20 protein-coding genes and 1 tRNA gene are annotated in these 17,005 nt (G+C 58.6%); 3 read left to right on the forward strand and 18 right to left on the reverse strand.

Translation table 11 applies throughout. From position 1 onward, the window contains the following. Positions 1 to 41: 41 nt before the first annotated feature. The 9 genes from JFU58_RS23245 to thrS all read right to left on the reverse strand — a co-directional run bounded on the left by JFU58_RS23245 (position 42) and on the right by thrS (position 7,495). Positions 42 to 118, reverse strand: a tRNA-Pro gene (locus JFU58_RS23245). A 90-nt stretch (positions 119 to 208) separates the two neighbouring features. After that, positions 209 to 565: a MerR family transcriptional regulator gene (locus tag JFU58_RS23250; protein WP_003219935.1), complete on the reverse strand. Its 357-nt coding sequence runs from the start codon at positions 563 to 565 to the stop codon at positions 209 to 211. Then, the gene (gene ihfA / locus JFU58_RS23255) at positions 546 to 848 is read right to left on the reverse strand and encodes an integration host factor subunit alpha (protein WP_002553164.1); all 303 of its coding nucleotides are present in this window, start codon (positions 846 to 848) and stop codon (positions 546 to 548) included. Before ihfA ends, JFU58_RS23250 begins: the two co-directional genes overlap by 20 nt. A gap of 3 nt (positions 849 to 851) precedes the next feature. Next, positions 852 to 3,230, reverse strand: coding sequence for a phenylalanine--tRNA ligase subunit beta (gene pheT, locus JFU58_RS23260; RefSeq protein ID WP_201142490.1), 2,379 nt, complete (start codon positions 3,228 to 3,230; stop codon positions 852 to 854). 26 nt (positions 3,231 to 3,256) lie between these two features. Continuing rightward, positions 3,257 to 4,273 carry a phenylalanine--tRNA ligase subunit alpha gene (gene pheS / locus JFU58_RS23265; RefSeq protein WP_063031643.1) on the reverse strand — a complete coding sequence of 339 codons (1,017 nt, stop codon included), beginning with the start codon at positions 4,271 to 4,273 and terminating at the stop codon, positions 3,257 to 3,259. A 109-nt stretch (positions 4,274 to 4,382) separates the two neighbouring features. Beyond that, positions 4,383 to 4,739 carry a 50S ribosomal protein L20 gene (gene rplT, locus JFU58_RS23270; RefSeq protein ID WP_003219940.1) on the reverse strand — a complete coding sequence of 119 codons (357 nt, stop codon included), beginning with the start codon at positions 4,737 to 4,739 and terminating at the stop codon, positions 4,383 to 4,385. A 28-nt stretch (positions 4,740 to 4,767) separates the two neighbouring features. Continuing rightward, positions 4,768 to 4,962, reverse strand: a complete 195-nt coding sequence (gene rpmI, locus JFU58_RS23275) for a 50S ribosomal protein L35 (protein WP_002553160.1) — start codon at positions 4,960 to 4,962, stop codon at positions 4,768 to 4,770. 59 nt (positions 4,963 to 5,021) lie between these two features. Next, the gene (gene infC / locus JFU58_RS23280) at positions 5,022 to 5,573 is read right to left on the reverse strand and encodes a translation initiation factor IF-3 (protein ID WP_169875357.1); all 552 of its coding nucleotides are present in this window, start codon (positions 5,571 to 5,573) and stop codon (positions 5,022 to 5,024) included. Continuing rightward, positions 5,573 to 7,495, reverse strand: a complete 1,923-nt coding sequence (thrS, locus tag JFU58_RS23285; protein WP_003219944.1) for a threonine--tRNA ligase — start codon at positions 7,493 to 7,495, stop codon at positions 5,573 to 5,575. The genes infC and thrS overlap by 1 nt, the downstream gene beginning before the upstream one ends. Before the next feature lie 364 nt (positions 7,496 to 7,859). On the opposite strand from thrS, the gene JFU58_RS23290 reads away from it, so the two are divergent. Together JFU58_RS23290 and JFU58_RS23295 are read left to right on the forward strand one after the other, a co-directional pair. Next, positions 7,860 to 8,174: a hypothetical protein gene (locus tag JFU58_RS23290; RefSeq protein ID WP_081253185.1), complete on the forward strand. Its 315-nt coding sequence runs from the start codon at positions 7,860 to 7,862 to the stop codon at positions 8,172 to 8,174. A gap of 289 nt (positions 8,175 to 8,463) precedes the next feature. Then, positions 8,464 to 8,676 (forward strand): cold-shock protein, encoded by a 213-nt coding sequence (locus JFU58_RS23295; RefSeq protein WP_003179963.1) that lies wholly within the window; start codon positions 8,464 to 8,466, stop codon positions 8,674 to 8,676. Positions 8,677 to 8,749: 73 nt separating this feature from the next. Here JFU58_RS23295 and JFU58_RS23300 read toward each other — a convergent pair whose 3' ends face one another. Next, positions 8,750 to 9,070, reverse strand: coding sequence for an I78 family peptidase inhibitor (locus tag JFU58_RS23300; protein WP_017478844.1), 321 nt, complete (start codon positions 9,068 to 9,070; stop codon positions 8,750 to 8,752). 147 nt (positions 9,071 to 9,217) lie between these two features. Then, complete coding sequence (locus tag JFU58_RS23305; protein WP_063031647.1) at positions 9,218 to 9,523, reverse strand: hypothetical protein; 306 nt, start codon at positions 9,521 to 9,523, stop codon at positions 9,218 to 9,220. A gap of 143 nt (positions 9,524 to 9,666) precedes the next feature. On the opposite strand from JFU58_RS23305, the gene JFU58_RS23310 reads away from it, so the two are divergent. Further along, the gene (locus JFU58_RS23310; protein WP_201142491.1) at positions 9,667 to 9,879 is read left to right on the forward strand and encodes a hypothetical protein; all 213 of its coding nucleotides are present in this window, start codon (positions 9,667 to 9,669) and stop codon (positions 9,877 to 9,879) included. Between the two features lie 33 nt (positions 9,880 to 9,912). Here JFU58_RS23310 and JFU58_RS23315 read toward each other — a convergent pair whose 3' ends face one another. Genes JFU58_RS23315 through JFU58_RS23345 form a run of 7 tightly spaced genes read right to left on the reverse strand, consistent with a single transcriptional unit; the run spans position 9,913 to position 16,880 of the window. Further along, the gene (locus JFU58_RS23315) at positions 9,913 to 10,941 is read right to left on the reverse strand and encodes a nucleoside hydrolase (RefSeq protein ID WP_201142492.1); all 1,029 of its coding nucleotides are present in this window, start codon (positions 10,939 to 10,941) and stop codon (positions 9,913 to 9,915) included. 25 nt (positions 10,942 to 10,966) lie between these two features. Further along, a complete protein-coding gene (gene rbsD / locus JFU58_RS23320; RefSeq protein WP_201142493.1) occupies positions 10,967 to 11,371 on the reverse strand; it encodes a D-ribose pyranase in 405 nt (134 codons plus the stop codon). Beyond that, positions 11,368 to 12,285 (reverse strand): ribokinase, encoded by a 918-nt coding sequence (rbsK, locus tag JFU58_RS23325; RefSeq protein WP_063031654.1) that lies wholly within the window; start codon positions 12,283 to 12,285, stop codon positions 11,368 to 11,370. Before rbsK ends, rbsD begins: the two co-directional genes overlap by 4 nt. A gap of 23 nt (positions 12,286 to 12,308) precedes the next feature. Then, a complete protein-coding gene (locus tag JFU58_RS23330) occupies positions 12,309 to 13,331 on the reverse strand; it encodes a LacI family DNA-binding transcriptional regulator (protein WP_063031656.1) in 1,023 nt (340 codons plus the stop codon). Positions 13,332 to 13,334: 3 nt separating this feature from the next. Further along, positions 13,335 to 14,312, reverse strand: coding sequence for an ABC transporter permease (locus JFU58_RS23335; protein WP_063031658.1), 978 nt, complete (start codon positions 14,310 to 14,312; stop codon positions 13,335 to 13,337). Continuing rightward, positions 14,309 to 15,862, reverse strand: a complete 1,554-nt coding sequence (locus JFU58_RS23340) for a sugar ABC transporter ATP-binding protein (RefSeq protein ID WP_201142494.1) — start codon at positions 15,860 to 15,862, stop codon at positions 14,309 to 14,311. The genes JFU58_RS23335 and JFU58_RS23340 overlap by 4 nt, the downstream gene beginning before the upstream one ends. Before the next feature lie 58 nt (positions 15,863 to 15,920). After that, the gene (locus JFU58_RS23345) at positions 15,921 to 16,880 is read right to left on the reverse strand and encodes a sugar ABC transporter substrate-binding protein (RefSeq protein WP_063031662.1); all 960 of its coding nucleotides are present in this window, start codon (positions 16,878 to 16,880) and stop codon (positions 15,921 to 15,923) included. Positions 16,881 to 17,005: the final 125 nt, after the last annotated feature.

A 17,005-nucleotide genomic window follows, 5' to 3' on the forward strand; every position in this document is an offset into this window, starting at 1 on the left:
AAGGGGTCGCGAGATAAAATCTCGCAACCCCTTGAATTATATGGTCGGGACGGAGTGATTCGAACACTCGACCCCTAGCACCCCATGCTAGTGCGCTACCGGACTGCGCTACGCCCCGACTAGGCGTGTTACTGGGTTCGCTTCGCAACGAAGCGATCAGGAATATACCGCAAGCATTTGAAATGTGGAAGTATTTTAAAAGCCGGAATTACTTCTTCAAAACCACCAGCACATCTTCGAGTTCGGAGATCATCTGGCGGATCATTTGCTTGTACTGGGTGGTGTCGTCTTTGGCTTCATCACCGGACATACGCTGGCGCGCGCCACTGATGGTGAACCCCTGGTCGTACAACAACGCGCGGATCTGTCGGATCATCAGCACATCCTGGCGCTGATAATACCGACGGTTCCCGGTGCGTTTGACGGGGTTGAGTTGAGGAAACTCCTGCTCCCAATAGCGCAGCACGTGCGGTTTTACCGCACAGAGCTCGCTGACTTCACCAATGGTGAAATAGCGTTTGCCTGGGATGACGGGCAGTTCGTCGTTATGACTTGGTTCCAGCATAAGCCTCAACTCGGGCCTTCAACTTCTGCCCTGGACGAAAGGTGACCACACGGCGAGCCGTGATCGGGATTTCTTCTCCCGTTTTTGGATTGCGGCCAGGCCGCTGGCGTTTGTCCCGCAGGTCAAAATTGCCGAAACCGGACAATTTGACCTGTTCGTTGTCTTCAAGAGCGTGCCTGATTTCTTCAAAAAACAGCTCGACCAATTCCTTGGCCTCGCGCTTGTTCAGGCCCAGCTCTTCATACAGACGTTCCGCCATCTCAGCTTTCGTCAAAGCCCCCATACGTCACTTCCTTAACGTGGCGTTCAACCTTTGTTCGAGCGAGGTGAGGATATTTTGTGTCGTCGTATTCACCTCATCGTCATTAAGAGTGCGCGATGGATGCTGCCAGGTCAAGCCAACTGCAAGGCTTTTTCTATGCGGATCAATGCCTTTACCCTGATAGACGTCAAATAGCCTGAGGTCTGTCAGCCATTCCCCTGCATTTTCACGGATTACGTCCAGAACAGCACTGGCCGCGACGCCTTGATCGGCAATCAGCGCCAGATCACGTCGCACTTCAGGGAAACGCGACAACTCGCTGAATTTAGGCATTTTGCCCGATGCCACTTCAGCCAAGACTAGCTCAAAAACGAAGACTGGACGGTCCAGCCCCAACGTTTTCGAAAGTTCAGGGTGAATCGCGCCAACGAAGCCCACCAGGCGACCTTCACGTTCGATACGTGCAGTCTGGCCCGGGTGCAACGCCGGGTGTTTGCCAGGGGTGAAGGTGAAGGCATCCAGCGCACCGGCAAAGCCCAGCACCGCTTCCACATCGGCCTTGACGTCGAAGAAGTCGACGGTCTCGCGGCCTTGTGCCCAGCCTTCCGGCAGGCGGCTGCCGCAGACGACGCCAGCCAGCATCGGCTCTTGCTTCAGGCCGTCCAACTGACCGACAAAACGCAGACCGCTTTCGAACAGGCGCACACGGTCTTGTTGACGGTTCAGGTTGTGGGAAAGCGCTTTTACCAAACCAGGCCACAACGACGAGCGCATGGCGGCCATGTCGTTGGAGATCGGGTTAGCCAGCAACAGCGGCTCGACACCTGGGTTGAACAGTTCGAACTGCTTCGGATCGATGAAGCTGTAGGTCACCGCTTCCTGATAACCACGGGCAACCAGCAGGCGACGCAGTTCCGGCAGGTGTGCACGGGCTTCAGCTTTCGGCTGCGGGGCCAGGCGCGCTTGCGGGTAACGAACCGGCAGGCGGTTGTAGCCGTACAGGCGGGCCAGCTCTTCGATCAGGTCGACTTCCAGGCTGATATCGAAGCGATGGCTTGGCACTTCTACGTGCCACTGCCCTGCTTCACCTGCAGAGATGCCGAGGCCGAGTGCCGATAGCAGGCGCTCGATTTCAACCGGCTCGATCACCAGGCCGAGCATTTGCTCAACGGCCTTGGCACGCAGGACGATCGGTGCAACCGACGGCAGGTGCTGCTCGCTGACGGTTTCGATGATCGGGCCGGCTTCGCCACCAGTGATTTCCAGCAACAGGCCAGTGGCGCGCTCCATGGCTTCACGGGCCAGTTGCCAGTCCACGCCACGCTCGTAGCGGTGCGAGGCGTCGGTGTGCAGGCCGTAGGAACGGGCCTTGCCAGCGATGGCGATCTGATCGAAGAAAGCGCTTTCGAGAAAGATGTCGCGAGTGGTTGCGGACACGCCGCTGTGCTCGCCACCCATCACGCCGGCAATCGCCAGGGCGCGGGAATGGTCAGCAATCACCAGGGTGTCGGCACGCAGGCTGACTTCCTGGCCGTCGAGCAGTACCAGCTTCTCGCCTTCCTCGGCCATGCGCACGCGAATGCCGCCATTGATTTCAGCGAGATCGAAAGCGTGCAGCGGTTGACCCAGTTCCAGCATCACGTAGTTGGTGATGTCGACGGCAGCATCGATGCTGCGTACTTCGGAACGACGCAGGCGCTCAACCATCCACAGCGGGGTTGGCTTGGACAGGTCGACGTTACGGATCACACGACCCAGGTAACGTGGGCAGGCGTTAGGGGCCAGCACTTCGATCGAACGCACTTCGTCGTGCACGGCAGGTACGGCTGCAACCACCGGACGGGTGACGGTCGCGGCGTACAGCGCACCGACTTCACGCGCCAGGCCCGCCAGGGACAGGCAGTCGCCGCGGTTCGGGGTCAGGTCGACCTCGATGCTCGCGTCTTCCAGTTCCAGGTAGACACGGATGTCCTGGCCCACCGGCGCGTCGGCCGGCAGTTCCATCAGGCCATCATTGCCTTCACCGACCTGCAGCTCCGCCTGGGAGCACAGCATGCCGTTGGACTCAACGCCACGCAGCTTGGCCTTCTTGATCTTGAAGTCGCCTGGCAGTTCGGCACCGATCATGGCGAACGGGATTTTCAGGCCCGGACGCACGTTTGGCGCTCCGCACACGACCTGGAAGGTTTCCGCGCCGTTGCTGACCTGGCACACACGCAACTTGTCAGCGTCCGGGTGTTGCTCGGTGCTCAGCACCTCGCCCACTACCACGCCACTGAAAACACCGGCGGCCGGCGTAACGCTATCGACCTCAAGGCCGGCCATCGACAGACGGGCAACCAGCTCGTCGCGACTTACCTGCGGGCTTACCCAGCCACGCAGCCATTGTTCACTGAATTTCATCCTGCTCTCCTAAAGATCCGTTACGACTAGCGAAATTGCGCGAGGAACCGCAAGTCGTTGTCGAAGAACAGACGCAAGTCGTTCACGCCGTAACGCAGCATGGCCAGACGCTCAACGCCCATGCCGAAGGCAAAGCCCGAAAATTCTTCCGGGTCGATCCCGGACATGCGCAGCACGTTGGGGTGAACCATGCCGCAACCCATCACTTCCAGCCAGCCGGTCTGTTTGCAGACGCGGCAGCCTTTACCGCTGCACATCACGCATTCCATATCGACTTCAGCGGATGGCTCGGTGAACGGGAAGAACGAGGGACGGAAACGCACCGCCAGCTCCTTCTCGAAGAACACCCGCAGGAACTCTTCGATGGTGCCTTTGAGGTCGGCGAAGTTGATGTCGCGATCAACCAGCAGGCCTTCGACCTGGTGGAACATCGGCGAGTGGGTGATATCGGAGTCGCTGCGGTACACACGGCCTGGGCAGACGATGCGGATCGGCGGCTTCTGCGATTCCATGGTGCGGACCTGTACCGGCGAGGTATGGGTGCGCAGCAACATGTTCGCATTGAAATAGAAGGTGTCATGCATCGACCGGGCCGGGTGGTGGCCTGGGATGTTGAGCGCCTCGAAGTTGTGATAGTCGTCTTCGACCTCAGGGCCTTCGGCAATGCCGTAGCCGATGTGGGTGAAGAACTGCTCGATACGTTCCAGAGTCCGGGTAATCGGATGCAGACCGCCCGAGGTCTGGCCACGGCCAGGCAGGGTTACGTCAATGGACTCGGCGGCGAGCTTGGCCGCAAGATCGGCCTCCTCGAGCGACGCCTTGCGCGCATTGAGAACCTCTGTAACACGCTCCTTGGCCACGTTGATCAGCGCACCGACTTGCGGACGCTCTTCAGCCGGCAAATTCCCCAGGGTCTTCATCACCTGAGTCAATTCACCCTTTTTGCCAAGGTAGTGAACCCGGATTTGCTCCAGGGCATTGATATCTTCTGCGCGTTGCACAGCCTCTAGTGCTTGAGAGACCAGCGCATCCAGGTTTTCCATGTACAGACTCCAGATACAAAATAGGGGAAGAGCTTGAAGGCTCTTCCCCTATTTAAGACGTTTAACACCTTGGGCCGCGGAAGCGACCCAGGGTGACTGTCGGGGGTACTTAAGCCAAGGTGGCTTTAGCTTTCTCGACAATCGCAGCAAACGCCGCTTTTTCGTTCACTGCCAGATCAGCCAGAACCTTACGGTCGATCTCGATGGACGCTTTTTTCAGGCCAGCGATGAAACGGCTGTAGGACAGACCGTTAACACGTGCACCAGCATTGATACGAGCGATCCACAGAGCGCGGAACTGACGTTTTTTCTGACGACGGTCACGGTAGGCGTATTGGCCAGCCTTGATAACCGCTTGCTTGGCAACACGGAATACGCGTGAACGCGCGCCGTAGTAGCCTTTAGCAAGTTTCAGAATTTTCTTGTGGCGCTTACGCGCCATGACGCCACGCTTTACACGAGCCATGAGTTACTTCCTCTATTCTTGACTAAAATTAACGAAGGCGCAGCATGCGCTCGACTTTTGCAACGTCAGACGGATGCAGCAAGCTGCTACCGCGCAGTTGACGCTTACGCTTGGTCGACATTTTAGTCAGGATGTGGCTCTTGAAAGCGTGCTTGTGCTTGATACCGTTAGCAGTTTTCAGAAACCGCTTAGCAGCACCACTTTTAGTTTTCATCTTTGGCATGTTCGGTACTCCGCATTCAGTTGATAAACATAATCAGAAGGCCTGCCGTGCCCTATTGATTACTTCTTCTTTTTCGGGGCGATGACCATAATAAGCTGGCGTCCTTCCATCTTAGGATGCTGTTCGACCGAACCGTACTCGAGCAGGTCAGCTTCAACCCGCTTGAGGAGTTCCATCCCCAGCTCCTGGTGGGCCATCTCACGGCCGCGGAATCGCAAGGATACCTTGGCCCTGTCCCCATCACTCAGGAAACGTACCAGGTTGCGCAGTTTTACCTGGTAATCCCCTTCCTCCGTCCCTGGACGAAACTTGATTTCTTTTACTTGAATCTGCTTCTGGTTCTTCTTCGCCGCGGCAATCTGCTTCTTCTTCTCGAAGATCGACTTGCCGTAGTCCATCACCCGGCAAACGGGTGGGATTGCATCGGCGGAGATTTCCACCAGGTCCAATTTGGACTCTTCAGCAATACGAAGCGCTTCATCAATCGAGACGATGCCAATCTGCTCGCCGTCAGCGCCAATTAACCGAACCTCGCGTGCCGAGATATTCTCGTTGATCGGGGCTTTCGGTGCAGCTCGTTTATCTTGTCTCATTTCACGCTTAATAATAATTACTCCGAATCTGGGCGACCACGCCGGGAAACCGCTTGCGCGAGGAACTCAGCGAACTGGGCGACGGGCATCGAGCCCAGGTCAGCACCTTCACGAGTACGCACAGCGACAGTCTGCATCTCGACTTCCCGATCTCCGATAACCAAAAGATAGGGAACCTTGAGCAAAGTATGCTCGCGGATTTTAAAGCCGATCTTTTCATTTCTCAAGTCGGACTTGGCACGAAATCCGCTTTCATTGAGAGTTTTTTCAACTTCAGCGGCAAAATCTGCCTGTTTATCAGTGATATTCATGATCACTGCCTGGGTCGGAGCCAGCCACGCAGGGAATGCACCCTCGTAGTGCTCGATCAGGATCCCGACGAACCGTTCGAACGAGCCGAGGATCGCCCGGTGCAGCATAACCGGGTGTTTACGGCTGTTGTCTTCGGAGACATATTCGGCTCCCAGACGGATCGGCAGGTTAAAATCGAGCTGCAGGGTACCACACTGCCAGACGCGACCAAGGCAATCTTTCAGCGAGAACTCGATCTTCGGACCGTAGAACGCACCCTCGCCCGGCTGCAGGTCGTACGCAAGCCCCGCACTGTCCAGTGCTGCGGCCAGTGCAGCTTCGGCGCGATCCCACAGCTCGTCGGAACCCACGCGTTTTTCCGGACGAGTGGACAGCTTCATTTCGACTTCGGTGAAGCCGAAATCGCGATAAACGTCCATGGTCAGCTTGATGAACGCAGCGGATTCGGCCTGCATCTGCTCTTCGGTGCAGAAGATGTGGGCGTCATCCTGAGTGAAGCCACGCACGCGCATAATGCCGTGCAGAGCACCCGATGGCTCGTTACGGTGACAGGCACCGAACTCGGCCAGGCGCATCGGCAACTCGCGGTAGCTCTTCAGGCCTTGGTTGAACACCTGTACGTGGCACGGGCAGTTCATCGGCTTGATGGCGTAGTCGCGGTTTTCCGACTGAGTGGTGAACATGTTGTCGGCGTAGTTGGCCCAGTGCCCGGATTTCTCCCACAGGCTGCGGTCAACGACTTGCGGCGTCTTGATCTCAAGGTAGCCGTTGTCGCGCTGAACCTTGCGCATGTACTGCTCGAGCACCTGGTACAGAGTCCAGCCGTTCGGGTGCCAGAACACCATGCCCGGCGCTTCTTCCTGGAGGTGGAACAGGTTCAGGCGCTTGCCGATCTTGCGGTGATCGCGTTTTTCGGCTTCTTCGATGCGCTGGATGTAGGCTGCCAGCTGCTTCTTGTCAGCCCAGGCAGTGCCGTAGATCCGCTGCAGTTGTTCATTCTTCGCGTCACCGCGCCAGTAGGCACCGGAGAGTTTGGTCAGCTTGAACGACTTGAGGAAGCGCGTGTTCGGCACGTGCGGGCCACGACACATGTCGACGTATTCTTCGTGATAATACAGGCCCATGGCCTGCTCATCCGGCATGTCTTCCACCAGGCGCAGCTTGTAGTCTTCGCCGCGAGCAGTGAACACGTCGATCACTTCGGCACGCGGAGTGACTTTCTTGATGACGTCGTAATCTTTTTCGATCAGCGCGTGCATGCGCTGCTCGATGGCCGCCAGGTCGTCCGGAGTGAAAGGACGCTCGTAGGCGATGTCGTAATAGAAGCCTTCGTCGATGACCGGGCCGATGACCATCTTCGCGGTTGGGTACAGCTGCTTGACCGCGTGGCCAATCAGGTGCGCACAAGAGTGGCGAATGATCTCCAGCCCCTCTTGATCCTTGGGCGTAATGATTTGCAGGCTGGCATCGCCGGTGATCAGGTCGCTGGCGTCAACCAGCTTGCCGTCGACCTTGCCGGCCACGGTGGCCTTGGCCAGGCCAGCACCAATGGATGCGGCGACCTCGGCTACGGAAACCGAATGATCGAATGAACGTTGACTGCCGTCGGGAAGAGTAATAGTTGGCATGGCGCCTCCTCTCCTAGTGGTGACCCCTACCAAAGGTCACGTGGGTTGGGATGAGCCAGTACAAGATCCAACACCAGGCCGTTCAATGATGAACGCCTGCCTTACAGCGGCAGGAGCCTTTCGGCCAACCGGTAATCGAACCAGAGTGACTGGAGTTAAACAAAAAAGACCTTGGCGAGGCGGCATAGGGCGCGCCGGAAAATAGCCAAGCGGAAGATGCTAGCACAGATGAACGGTCATGGCGTCGGCGCCGCTTAACGAAACGCAAATTCCCGGCTTTTAGGGGCAAAAGTGAACTTGAACTGTACGGCGAGCCTCAAACACACCGAGAATCACCGTTCGTCCATGACTCCAGGAGCATTTCATTATGCGTTTTACCTCGACTTTCGCCCTTGCTGCATCCCTGACCCTCATGTCCCTGGGTGCGCACGCCGCAGCCCCGTCGAACTGGCCTGCCGGTGCACGGGACAGCTTCATCAAGGATTGCAGTTCAGCCGCTCAGCAAAGCGTTGATGCCAAAACCGCCAAAGACCATTGCGAATGTGGCGCGGACAAGATCAATGCCGAATTGAGCAGTGCCGAGATCAAGGAACTCATGACCAACCAGAACGCAGATCCCGCGCTGAAAAACAAAGCTGTCGCGGCTATTTCGTCCTGCAAAGTCGTGAAGAAAAAGTAATTTTTACACCCCGCCAGACCGGCTAAAGGACCAGAAATCGCCCTGAAAACTGCCATTTCTCACAAATTACGCAGCTTTTACGGCTTTTTTTACTAGCTGATATTTCGCTTAGAAGCCCCGTAGATCGGGGCTTTCAGCCAACCAAGGCATGAAACGCAACGCGATTGAATAGCAAACAATGCCTTGGGGGGGCTCCCAAGCCGAACATTTCGACTATGATAGCTCGGTGTGCCCAGTTGGCCTGAGCAGCACAGCACTACTGAAAATATATGTTTCTTGGAGATACACCATGTCTAATCGCCAAACCGGCACCGTTAAATGGTTCAACGATGAAAAAGGCTTCGGCTTCATCACTCCTCAAGGTGGCGGTGACGACCTGTTCGTACACTTCAAAGCTATCGAAAGCGACGGTTTCAAAAGCCTGAAAGAAGGCCAAACCGTTTCCTTCGTGGCTGAGAAAGGCCAAAAGGGTATGCAAGCTGCACAGGTTCGCCCAGAGTAATTCTGCGCCGAACTAAAAAAACCCCGTCCATGTGACGGGGTTTTTTATGGCCTGGAGAAAAGCGCCGAAGCCATCAGCCGCAATTGACGCGATTGATCACCAGGTTGTCATCGGTATTGAGATTCAGGCGATCGGAGCGGTATTCCAGGGTGACCATGTCGTCTGGTTTGAGAATACGTGCGTTCTGCGCACCGGCGCGGCTACGGGCCTGTTCCAGCAGTTGCGGCGAAGCCTTCTGGCCGATTGCGAACTCGGCAGCCTTCGCCTCACAGCGGCTATGACCAGCATCGGTCACGGCAGTGTCTTTGGCTGGCTCAGAGGTACCCGGGGTGCTGCAACCCGTCAAGACAAGCGCAGCCAACAAAGTACCGAATGATGCGAGCTTCCAAGGCATGAAGCCTCCTTTAAGAAAAAATGGGCAGAGACCGTGCGACCGCGGTTTGGCCGATTGGTTTCCGAATTGTCACAATTGGCCGTTGGCCAGTCTGCCTGAGTCGACGCTGGGTACCAGCGAATCAATCGTCACCAGATATGAACGCGCTCAGTAAATGTCGATGTAATCAAACGGCGGCGTCGGCCAGTTCTGCTTGAGCGCATTGAAAATCTGCATCACCCACACCTCGTCGCTGGCTGCGACGTTGCCGACATAACCGGAACCCGCCGCCCAGGTTTCGAGACGAAACAGCAGGCCGTCGATATCAACACCGCCCACCACGCCCGAAGATAGGTAGGCAATGCCGGCTTTGGTGACGCGCAATTGGGTGTGAACGTTGTCACTGGCGGAGGCCAGCAACTGTTTCACAGCCTCCAGCGTCAGGTTCTCGGGGTTGTTCAAATCGATCTGCACGCGGTTTGCCCTGGCAATTAAACAGGCGGACAGTGTCGCACAGCCCTCCCCTCATGCCTAAGTAGCAGTGCCAAACGCTGCGCAAAATGGTTAACTCCACTCGCAAGACAGCACCAACCGCCTTCCAGCCTCGCGAGACACCCATGACCATCGTCACGATCCACGCCGACATCAAAGCCAAGTGGCCCCAAGGGCAAAGCTCCTATAGCCCGGGCAGCCCGGAGGAGTTGGCAATCATCGGTATCGACCTGCTGGTCAAGGAACTGGGTACTCAGGCCGCGCAGGCATTCATCGGCCAGGTATTCGAGAAATACCCGACCAATCACATGGGGGCGCCAGACCCCGAGCGCGAATAAGACCCGGCCGACGAACGCCGACCGGTAAAGCGCTTACTTCAGGCGACCAAGACGCTCGGTCAGCAGATCGAAGAAGCCCTGGGCATCGCCGTTTTCAACCCAGAATGCGTTCTTCGGTTGTTTCAGGCCGTCGTACCAATCAACGATGGTCTGGCCGAAGGTCGGGCCTTCACGGCTGTCCACCACCACATTGACCTCACGGCCGCTGAACAGCGAAGGCTTGAGCAGGTAGGCAATGACGGTAGCGTCATGCACCGGGCCACCCGGGATGCCGTAGTGCTCCATGTCGCCTTTGACGTATTCATTGAGAATATCGCCGACCACCTTGCTCGCGTTGTTGTTCAGCGCAGCGATTTGCTTCAGGCGTGCGTCACTGGTCAGGACCTTGTGGGTCACGTCCAACGGCAGGTAAGTCAGCTTGACGCCACTTTTGAGCACGATCTCGGCCGCTATCGGATCCGCGAACAGGTTGAACTCGGCCACCGGCGTGATATTGCCGCCGTTGAAGTGCGCGCCGCCCATCACTACCACTTCCTTGATGCCTTGCGTGATCTCCGGCGCCTGGTTCAACGCCAGCGCTAGGTTGGTCTGTGGACCGAGCATGGCAATGGTGATGCTGTGGGGCTTGGCGGTGCTCAGGGTCTTGATCAGATAATCAACAGCATTGCCTTCGGCCAGGCCTTTTTTCGGCTCATGCACGGTGACACCGGAGATGCCTTCCTTGCCGTGGATGTTTTCGGCGTAGATCGGCGTGCGCAGCATCGGTTTCGGCGCACCGGCGTATACCGGGATGTCCTCGCGCCCTGCCCACTCACGAGCCAGGCGCGCATTGCGGGAGGTCTTGTCCAGGCGCACGTTACCGGCAACGGTGGTCAGCGCGCGGATGCTCAGCTCATCGGGCGAAGCCATGGCGAACAGCAAGGCCACCACATCGTCCGCACCGGGGTCGGTATCGATGATCAGGTCGATTTTTTCCGCCCCGTGGGCGCTTGCAGCAGTTAGGAAGGACAAAAGCAGCACACTCCGGAAAAGGTGTCGCAGGGTTTGGGTACCACGTTGCATGACGCACTCCTTGTCGTTGGGAATTCTAGAACGTTACGCCGGAGACCAGCGCGATATTGCAGTAAGGCTGGCACTCACCGGTGCGCACCACCGCCCTCGCCTTGCGGCTGAGCTGCTTGAACTCTTCATGGCTGAGCAGGCGGCGCTCGCCGAGAGCGGCCTGTTCGGTCAGGGTATTGAGATCAGCCAGGGCCGGCGGTTGCTTGAGCAGGATTTCTTCCGCCAGCACGTGGCTTTCCACCTGCATTTCACTGAGAACAATGCGCAAGGTGCTGACGAAATCCGGGATACCTTGGGTCAGCGCCAGGTCGATCAGTTCAACACCCGGTGGCACCGGCAGGCCGGCATCACCGATCACCAGAATGTCGCCGTGGCCAAGGGACGCAATCACCCGCGACAGCGCGATATTAAGCAAGGGAGTCTTTTTCATGAGGGCACAAAACCTTGGACGTCATGCAATGTAGGAATGGAGGGTTGCGCACCCGCACGGGTGACCGACAGCGCAGCAGCCACCTGGCCAAAACGAATGGCCTCGGCCTCGCTTTTGCCGCTGGCCAGCGCTGCCGCAAAACCACCGACGAAGGTGTCACCGGCAGCCGTGGTATCGACCGCCTTGACCTTGGGCGCCATCAGGTGCTCAAAGCCCTGGCCATCGGCAAACAATGCGCCCTCGGAGCCGAGGGTAATGATGACTTTGCCGGCACCGGCCTTGATCAGACGCGTAGCAGCGACCTTGGCGCTGTCCAGTGAATCCACCACCACGCCACTCAAGGCCGAGGCTTCGCTTTCGTTGGGAATCAGGTAATCGATGGCGGCGTACCAATCCTCAGGCAGCGGACCGCTGGCCGGCGCCGGATTGAGGATCACCGTCTTGCCCAGTTCGCGACCGCGCTTGAGGGCATGGCCGACAGTGTCCATCGGCGTCTCAAGCTGGCAGACAATCACGTCGGCAGCCTGCAGCACGCTGTCAAAGGTCTGTAACTTGGCCGGAGTCAGCTCGCCATTGCTACCGGCGACGATAACGATCGCATTCTGGCTGCTGTCATCCACCACGATCAGCGCCACACCGCTGGAACCGTCGACGGTGCTGACGGCCTGGCAATCGATGCCTTCCACCAACAATGCGTCGCGTAATTGCGCGCCGTAGGCATCGGTACCCACGCAACCGACCATCGCGACTTCGGCCCCAAGACGCGCCGAAGCGACCGCCTGGTTTGCGCCCTTGCCGCCGGGAACGGTGGAAAACGATTGGCCGATCAGGGTTTCACCGGCGCGGGGCAGCCGACTGGCCCGGGTGACCAGGTCCATGTTCAGGCTGCCTATTACCACTACTTTTGCTGGCATACATCAGTACTCATCAATTCGGTTCAGCGGTATTGGGCAAACACACCGGCCAACGGCGCCGTCGACTCGCGCAGAACAATACTCGGCGTCACGATGCGTTGATCGATCGGCAATTGGGGTGTCGCAATTCGTCGCAGTAAAATCTCGGCCGCCATCTCTCCCAGTTGCAGGATCGACTGGCCCACCGTGGTCAGCGCCGGGTACACGTACTGGCTCATTTGAATATCATCGAACCCGATCACCGACAGCTCACCGGGCACGCGGATATTACGTTCGGCAGCCGCGCGCAATACGCCGAAGCCGATCATGTCGTTGCCGGCAAAAATCGCACTGGGGGGATTATCCGCCAGCAATTGCGCTGCCGCCGCGTAACCACCGGTGCTGGTGAAGTCACTCTCCAGCACACGACCGGCCGGCACTTCGAGCCCCGCCTCGGCCAGCGCGCGGTAGTAACCCGCCATACGCATCTGCGCCACGCGGGTATGGCTCGGGCCACCAATGCAGGCAATGTCGCGGTGCCCCAAATCCAACAGATGACGGGTCGCCAGGTAGGCGCCCTGTTCGTGGTCGATGCGCACGAGGTCCACATCGATCCCGTCCAGCGCGCGGTCGACGATGACCATCGGCGTACGCACCGCTTTCAGGCCCGTTGCCAGGCCGCTGTCATCACCGCCTACCGAGGTCACGATCAAGCCGTCGATGCGCTTCTCCAACAGCACCCTCAAGTAGCTGCGCTGCTTTTCGGCATTATCGTCGGAGTTGCAGAGGATCACGCAATAGCCGTTACGCTCGCAGTAATCCTCGATGCCCCTGGCCAGTTCCGCAAAATACGGGTTGAGGCTGTTGGGCACCAACAGGCCGATGGTCGCGGTAGTCTTGGCCTTCAGCGATCGCGCGACCGCACTGGGTACATAGTCGAGCTGCTTGATGGCCGCCTCGACCTTGATCCGTACCGGCTCGCTGACCGGGCGCGTCTTGTTCACCACATGGGACACCGTGGTGTAGGAAATCCCCGCAAGCGCCGCCACATCCTTGATCGTTGCCATGGCTCAGGCTCGCCGACTGGCGCGCTGGCTGCGGTAAGTATCCAGCACCACCGCAATCACGATCACGGCACCGGTGATGATACGTTTGGTCGGTTCGGTGGCGCCAATCTGCGCCAGCCCTGCCGCGAGTACCGAGATGATCAGCACGCCGAAGAAGGTACTGATCACCGAGCCGCGCCCGCCCATCAGGCTGGTACCGCCGATCACCACGGCGGCAATCACTTGCAATTCCAGGCCGGAACCGGCGTTTGGATCCGCAGCTTCCAGGCGCGAAATCTGGAATAGTGCCGCCACGCCGGCCAGCAGGCCCATCAGGCTGAACACCAGGATCTTGTAGGGCTTTGGATTGATACCCGCCAGACGCACGGCCTCTTCGTTGGTGCCGATGCCGATCAGGTAGCGACCGAACACGGTACGCGTCAGCACAAGCTGCGCGGCGATGATCACCAGCAACGCGATGATGAAAGAAGGCGAAATCCCGAAGGCCACCGGGTTCGACAGCCAGGCAAACGAATCACCAATGTATGCGGTGCGCGAGCCGGTCATCTGGTACGCCACGCCGCGGGCCATTTCCAGCACGCCCAGAGACACGATGAACGACGGGATGCGCCACGCCACGGTGATGGAACCGGTGATAGTCCCGGCCAACGCGGCGCAGCCCATGCCCAGTATGGCTGCCGGCAACACGCTCCAGCCCCAGCCGAGAATCGCTACGCTGACGGCCGATGCGGCCAGGGCCAACACAGACCCCACCGACAGGTCGATACCGCCGATGATCAGCACGAAGGTCATGCCCACCGCCAACACCATCAGGTCGGGAATCTGGTTGGCCAGGGTGCTGAAGGTGTCGTACGAGAGGAAGTGGTCACTCAGGAACGAGAACAACGCGATCATCGCCAGCAAAGCACCGGCCAGGCCAAGGTAAGTGCCCAGGCCGTAAAAGTTGCCGCCACGTTTTGCAGGGGAGGAAATGGTTTTCATGGGGTATTCCTAGGCGCTGCGTCATTGAGCAGCGCATCACGTTTCTGATAGCCGGCAAAAGCAGCGGCAAGCAATTCGTCCTGGGTCCAACTGTCGCGCTCGAAGGTCTCGATCAGGCGCCCGGCGGAAAGCACGCCGATGCGGTCGCAGATCAGCATCAACTCACGCAGGTCGCTGGACACCACCACCAGCGCCTTGCCCTGGCGGGTCAGGTCGCCGAGCAGCGCATAAATATCGAATTTGGCGCCAACGTCGATGCCCCGGGTCGGCTCATCGAACAACATCACTTCGCAGTCGCGTTCCAGCCAGCGACCAATCACCACCTTCTGCTGATTACCGCCCGACAGCTCCGACACCAATTGCGCCGGGCTGGAACTGCGGATGCGCATGGCGTCGACCTGGCGCTTGGCCAAGGCGGTTTCGTCACGACTGTTCATCAGGCCAGCACTGGAGACCTTCGGCATGTTGCCCAAGGCAATATTGGCGCCGATGGATTGCGTCAGCAGCAGGCCTTCGCCTTTACGGTCCTCGGTGATCAGGGCGATGCCATGACCGACCGCGTCGGCAGGCGAACGAATGCTGACGACTTGTGCGGGTGTGCCCAGGGCCACGGTGCCGCTGTCGGCGATATCGGCACCGAAGATCAGGCGCAGCAACTCTGTACGGCCAGCACCGATCAGGCCGGAGATGCCATAGATCTCGCCGGCACGCACTTCAAAGGACACGTCGCGGACCTTGTCCGAGCGGGTCAGGCCTGTGACCGTCAACAGCGGCGCGCCGATGGTGCGCGGGCCCAGGTCGATTTTCTCGCCCAGTTCGCGGCCCACCATCAGCGTGACCAGTTGCTCACTGTTGTAGTTGGCCATCGGCTCGACACACACCAGCTTGCCGTCACGCAGTACTGCAATGCGCTGGGCGACACGGGCAAGCTCTTCGAGCCGGTGGGAAATATAGATAATCGCCACGCCCCGGGCCTGCAGGCGGGTGATTTGTTCAAACAGCATCTCGACTTCACGGGCGGTCAACATCGCCGTGGGTTCATCGAGGATCAATACGTGGCAATCGCCGATCAGGTTGCGGGCAATTTCGACCATCTGTTGGTGGCCGATGCCGAGGCTGCCGACCAGAGTGTCCGGGTCGATGGCGTCCAGGCCAACTTGCGCCATGGCTTCAATCGCGGCCTTGCGCAGTTGCTTGCGGCTGATCCAGCCACCGTGGCTGGGCAGGTTATCGAGGAACAGGTTTTCGGCGACGGTAAGGGTCGGCAACAGGTTGAGCTCCTGCATGACCATGCGGATGCCCTGCTCTTCAGCCTGGGTCCGGCTTCCCGGCGTGTAGGCCTGGCCATTGAACTGCATCTGGCCGTCGGTCGGCGTGACCAGCCCGCCGATGATTTTCGACAGGGTGCTTTTCCCCGCGCCATTTTCACCGGTAAGCGCCAACACTTCCCCACGATTGAGCGTCAGGGTGATGTCGGACAGAACCGGTTGGGCATAGGTCTTGCCGATACCGCTGACCGAGAGGACAGCGTTCGGTGCGGAAGATGACATAGGAACGTCTCCAGGCGTCCGCTCGAGTGAGCGGACGCTGTTTGGTGCTGCCGGGGAATTACTTCTTGAGGACGAGTTCGACCGGGGTTTCGATTACGCCGTCTTTGGCGTCGACTTTTTCACCCTTGACCAGCTTGAGCGCGTTCTGGATACCGAACACCGCTTGCTGGGCAGCTGCCTGGTCGGCGGTCGCCAATACGCGGCCGTCCTGCAGCATGGGTTTAATGGCTTCGATGTTGTCGTAGCCCACGACCAACACCTTGCCGGCCTTGCCTGCCGCACGTACGGCAGAGACAGCGCCCAGCGCCATGTTGTCGTTACCGGCCAACAATGCCTTGAGGTCCGGGTATTCGCTCAGCATGGCGGATGCGACTTTCTGACCCTGGTCGATTTCCCAGTTACCCGACTGGGTGGAGACGATCTTCATGCCGGCGGCGTCCATCGCATCTTTGTAGCCTGCGGTACGCTGTTGGGCGTTGGTGGTGGTCGGCACACCTTCAATGATGCCGACCTTGTCACCTGCAGCCAACTGCTTGGCCAGATAGTCGCCCACCAGCTTGGACCCTTTGCGGTTATCCGGGCCTACAAACGGGATATCGAGGTTTTTGCTTTTCAGCACTTGCGGATCAAGGCGGTTGTCGATGTTGACGACCTTGATGCCTGCATCGGAGGCTTTCTTCAGAACAGTAACCAACGCCTTGGAGTCCGCAGGCGCGATCACGATGGCGTTTACTTTGGCGAGGATCATCTGGTTGACGATATCGATCTGGGCACTGGTATCGGTTTCGTTCTTGATCCCGTTGGTGATCATGTCGAAATCGGCGGCGTGTTCTTTCTGGTAAGACTTGGCGCCGTCCTGCATGGTGACGAAGAATTCGTTGGCGAGGGATTTCATGACCAGGCCGACCTTGGGTTTGGCGGCGGTCTCGGCAGCAAATGCAGAGGAAAGAGGCAGGGCAGCGGATGCGGCAGCAAGCACAGCGACAGCAAGAAGACGTCCAGCGAATGGCAGCTTCATGGGTTCACTCCGATCTTATGATTATTGTGAGCAACGCTTGCACCGAAGAACGCTTCGGCAGCCATCCCACCCGGGCGACTGATACGAGCTTTCACGACACGCCAAGAGCAGCCCGTGAAACATCT

This window comes from Pseudomonas sp. TH34, assembly GCF_016650865.1.
GTDB classification, from domain to species: Bacteria; Pseudomonadota; Gammaproteobacteria; order Pseudomonadales; family Pseudomonadaceae; genus Aquipseudomonas; species Aquipseudomonas yamanorum.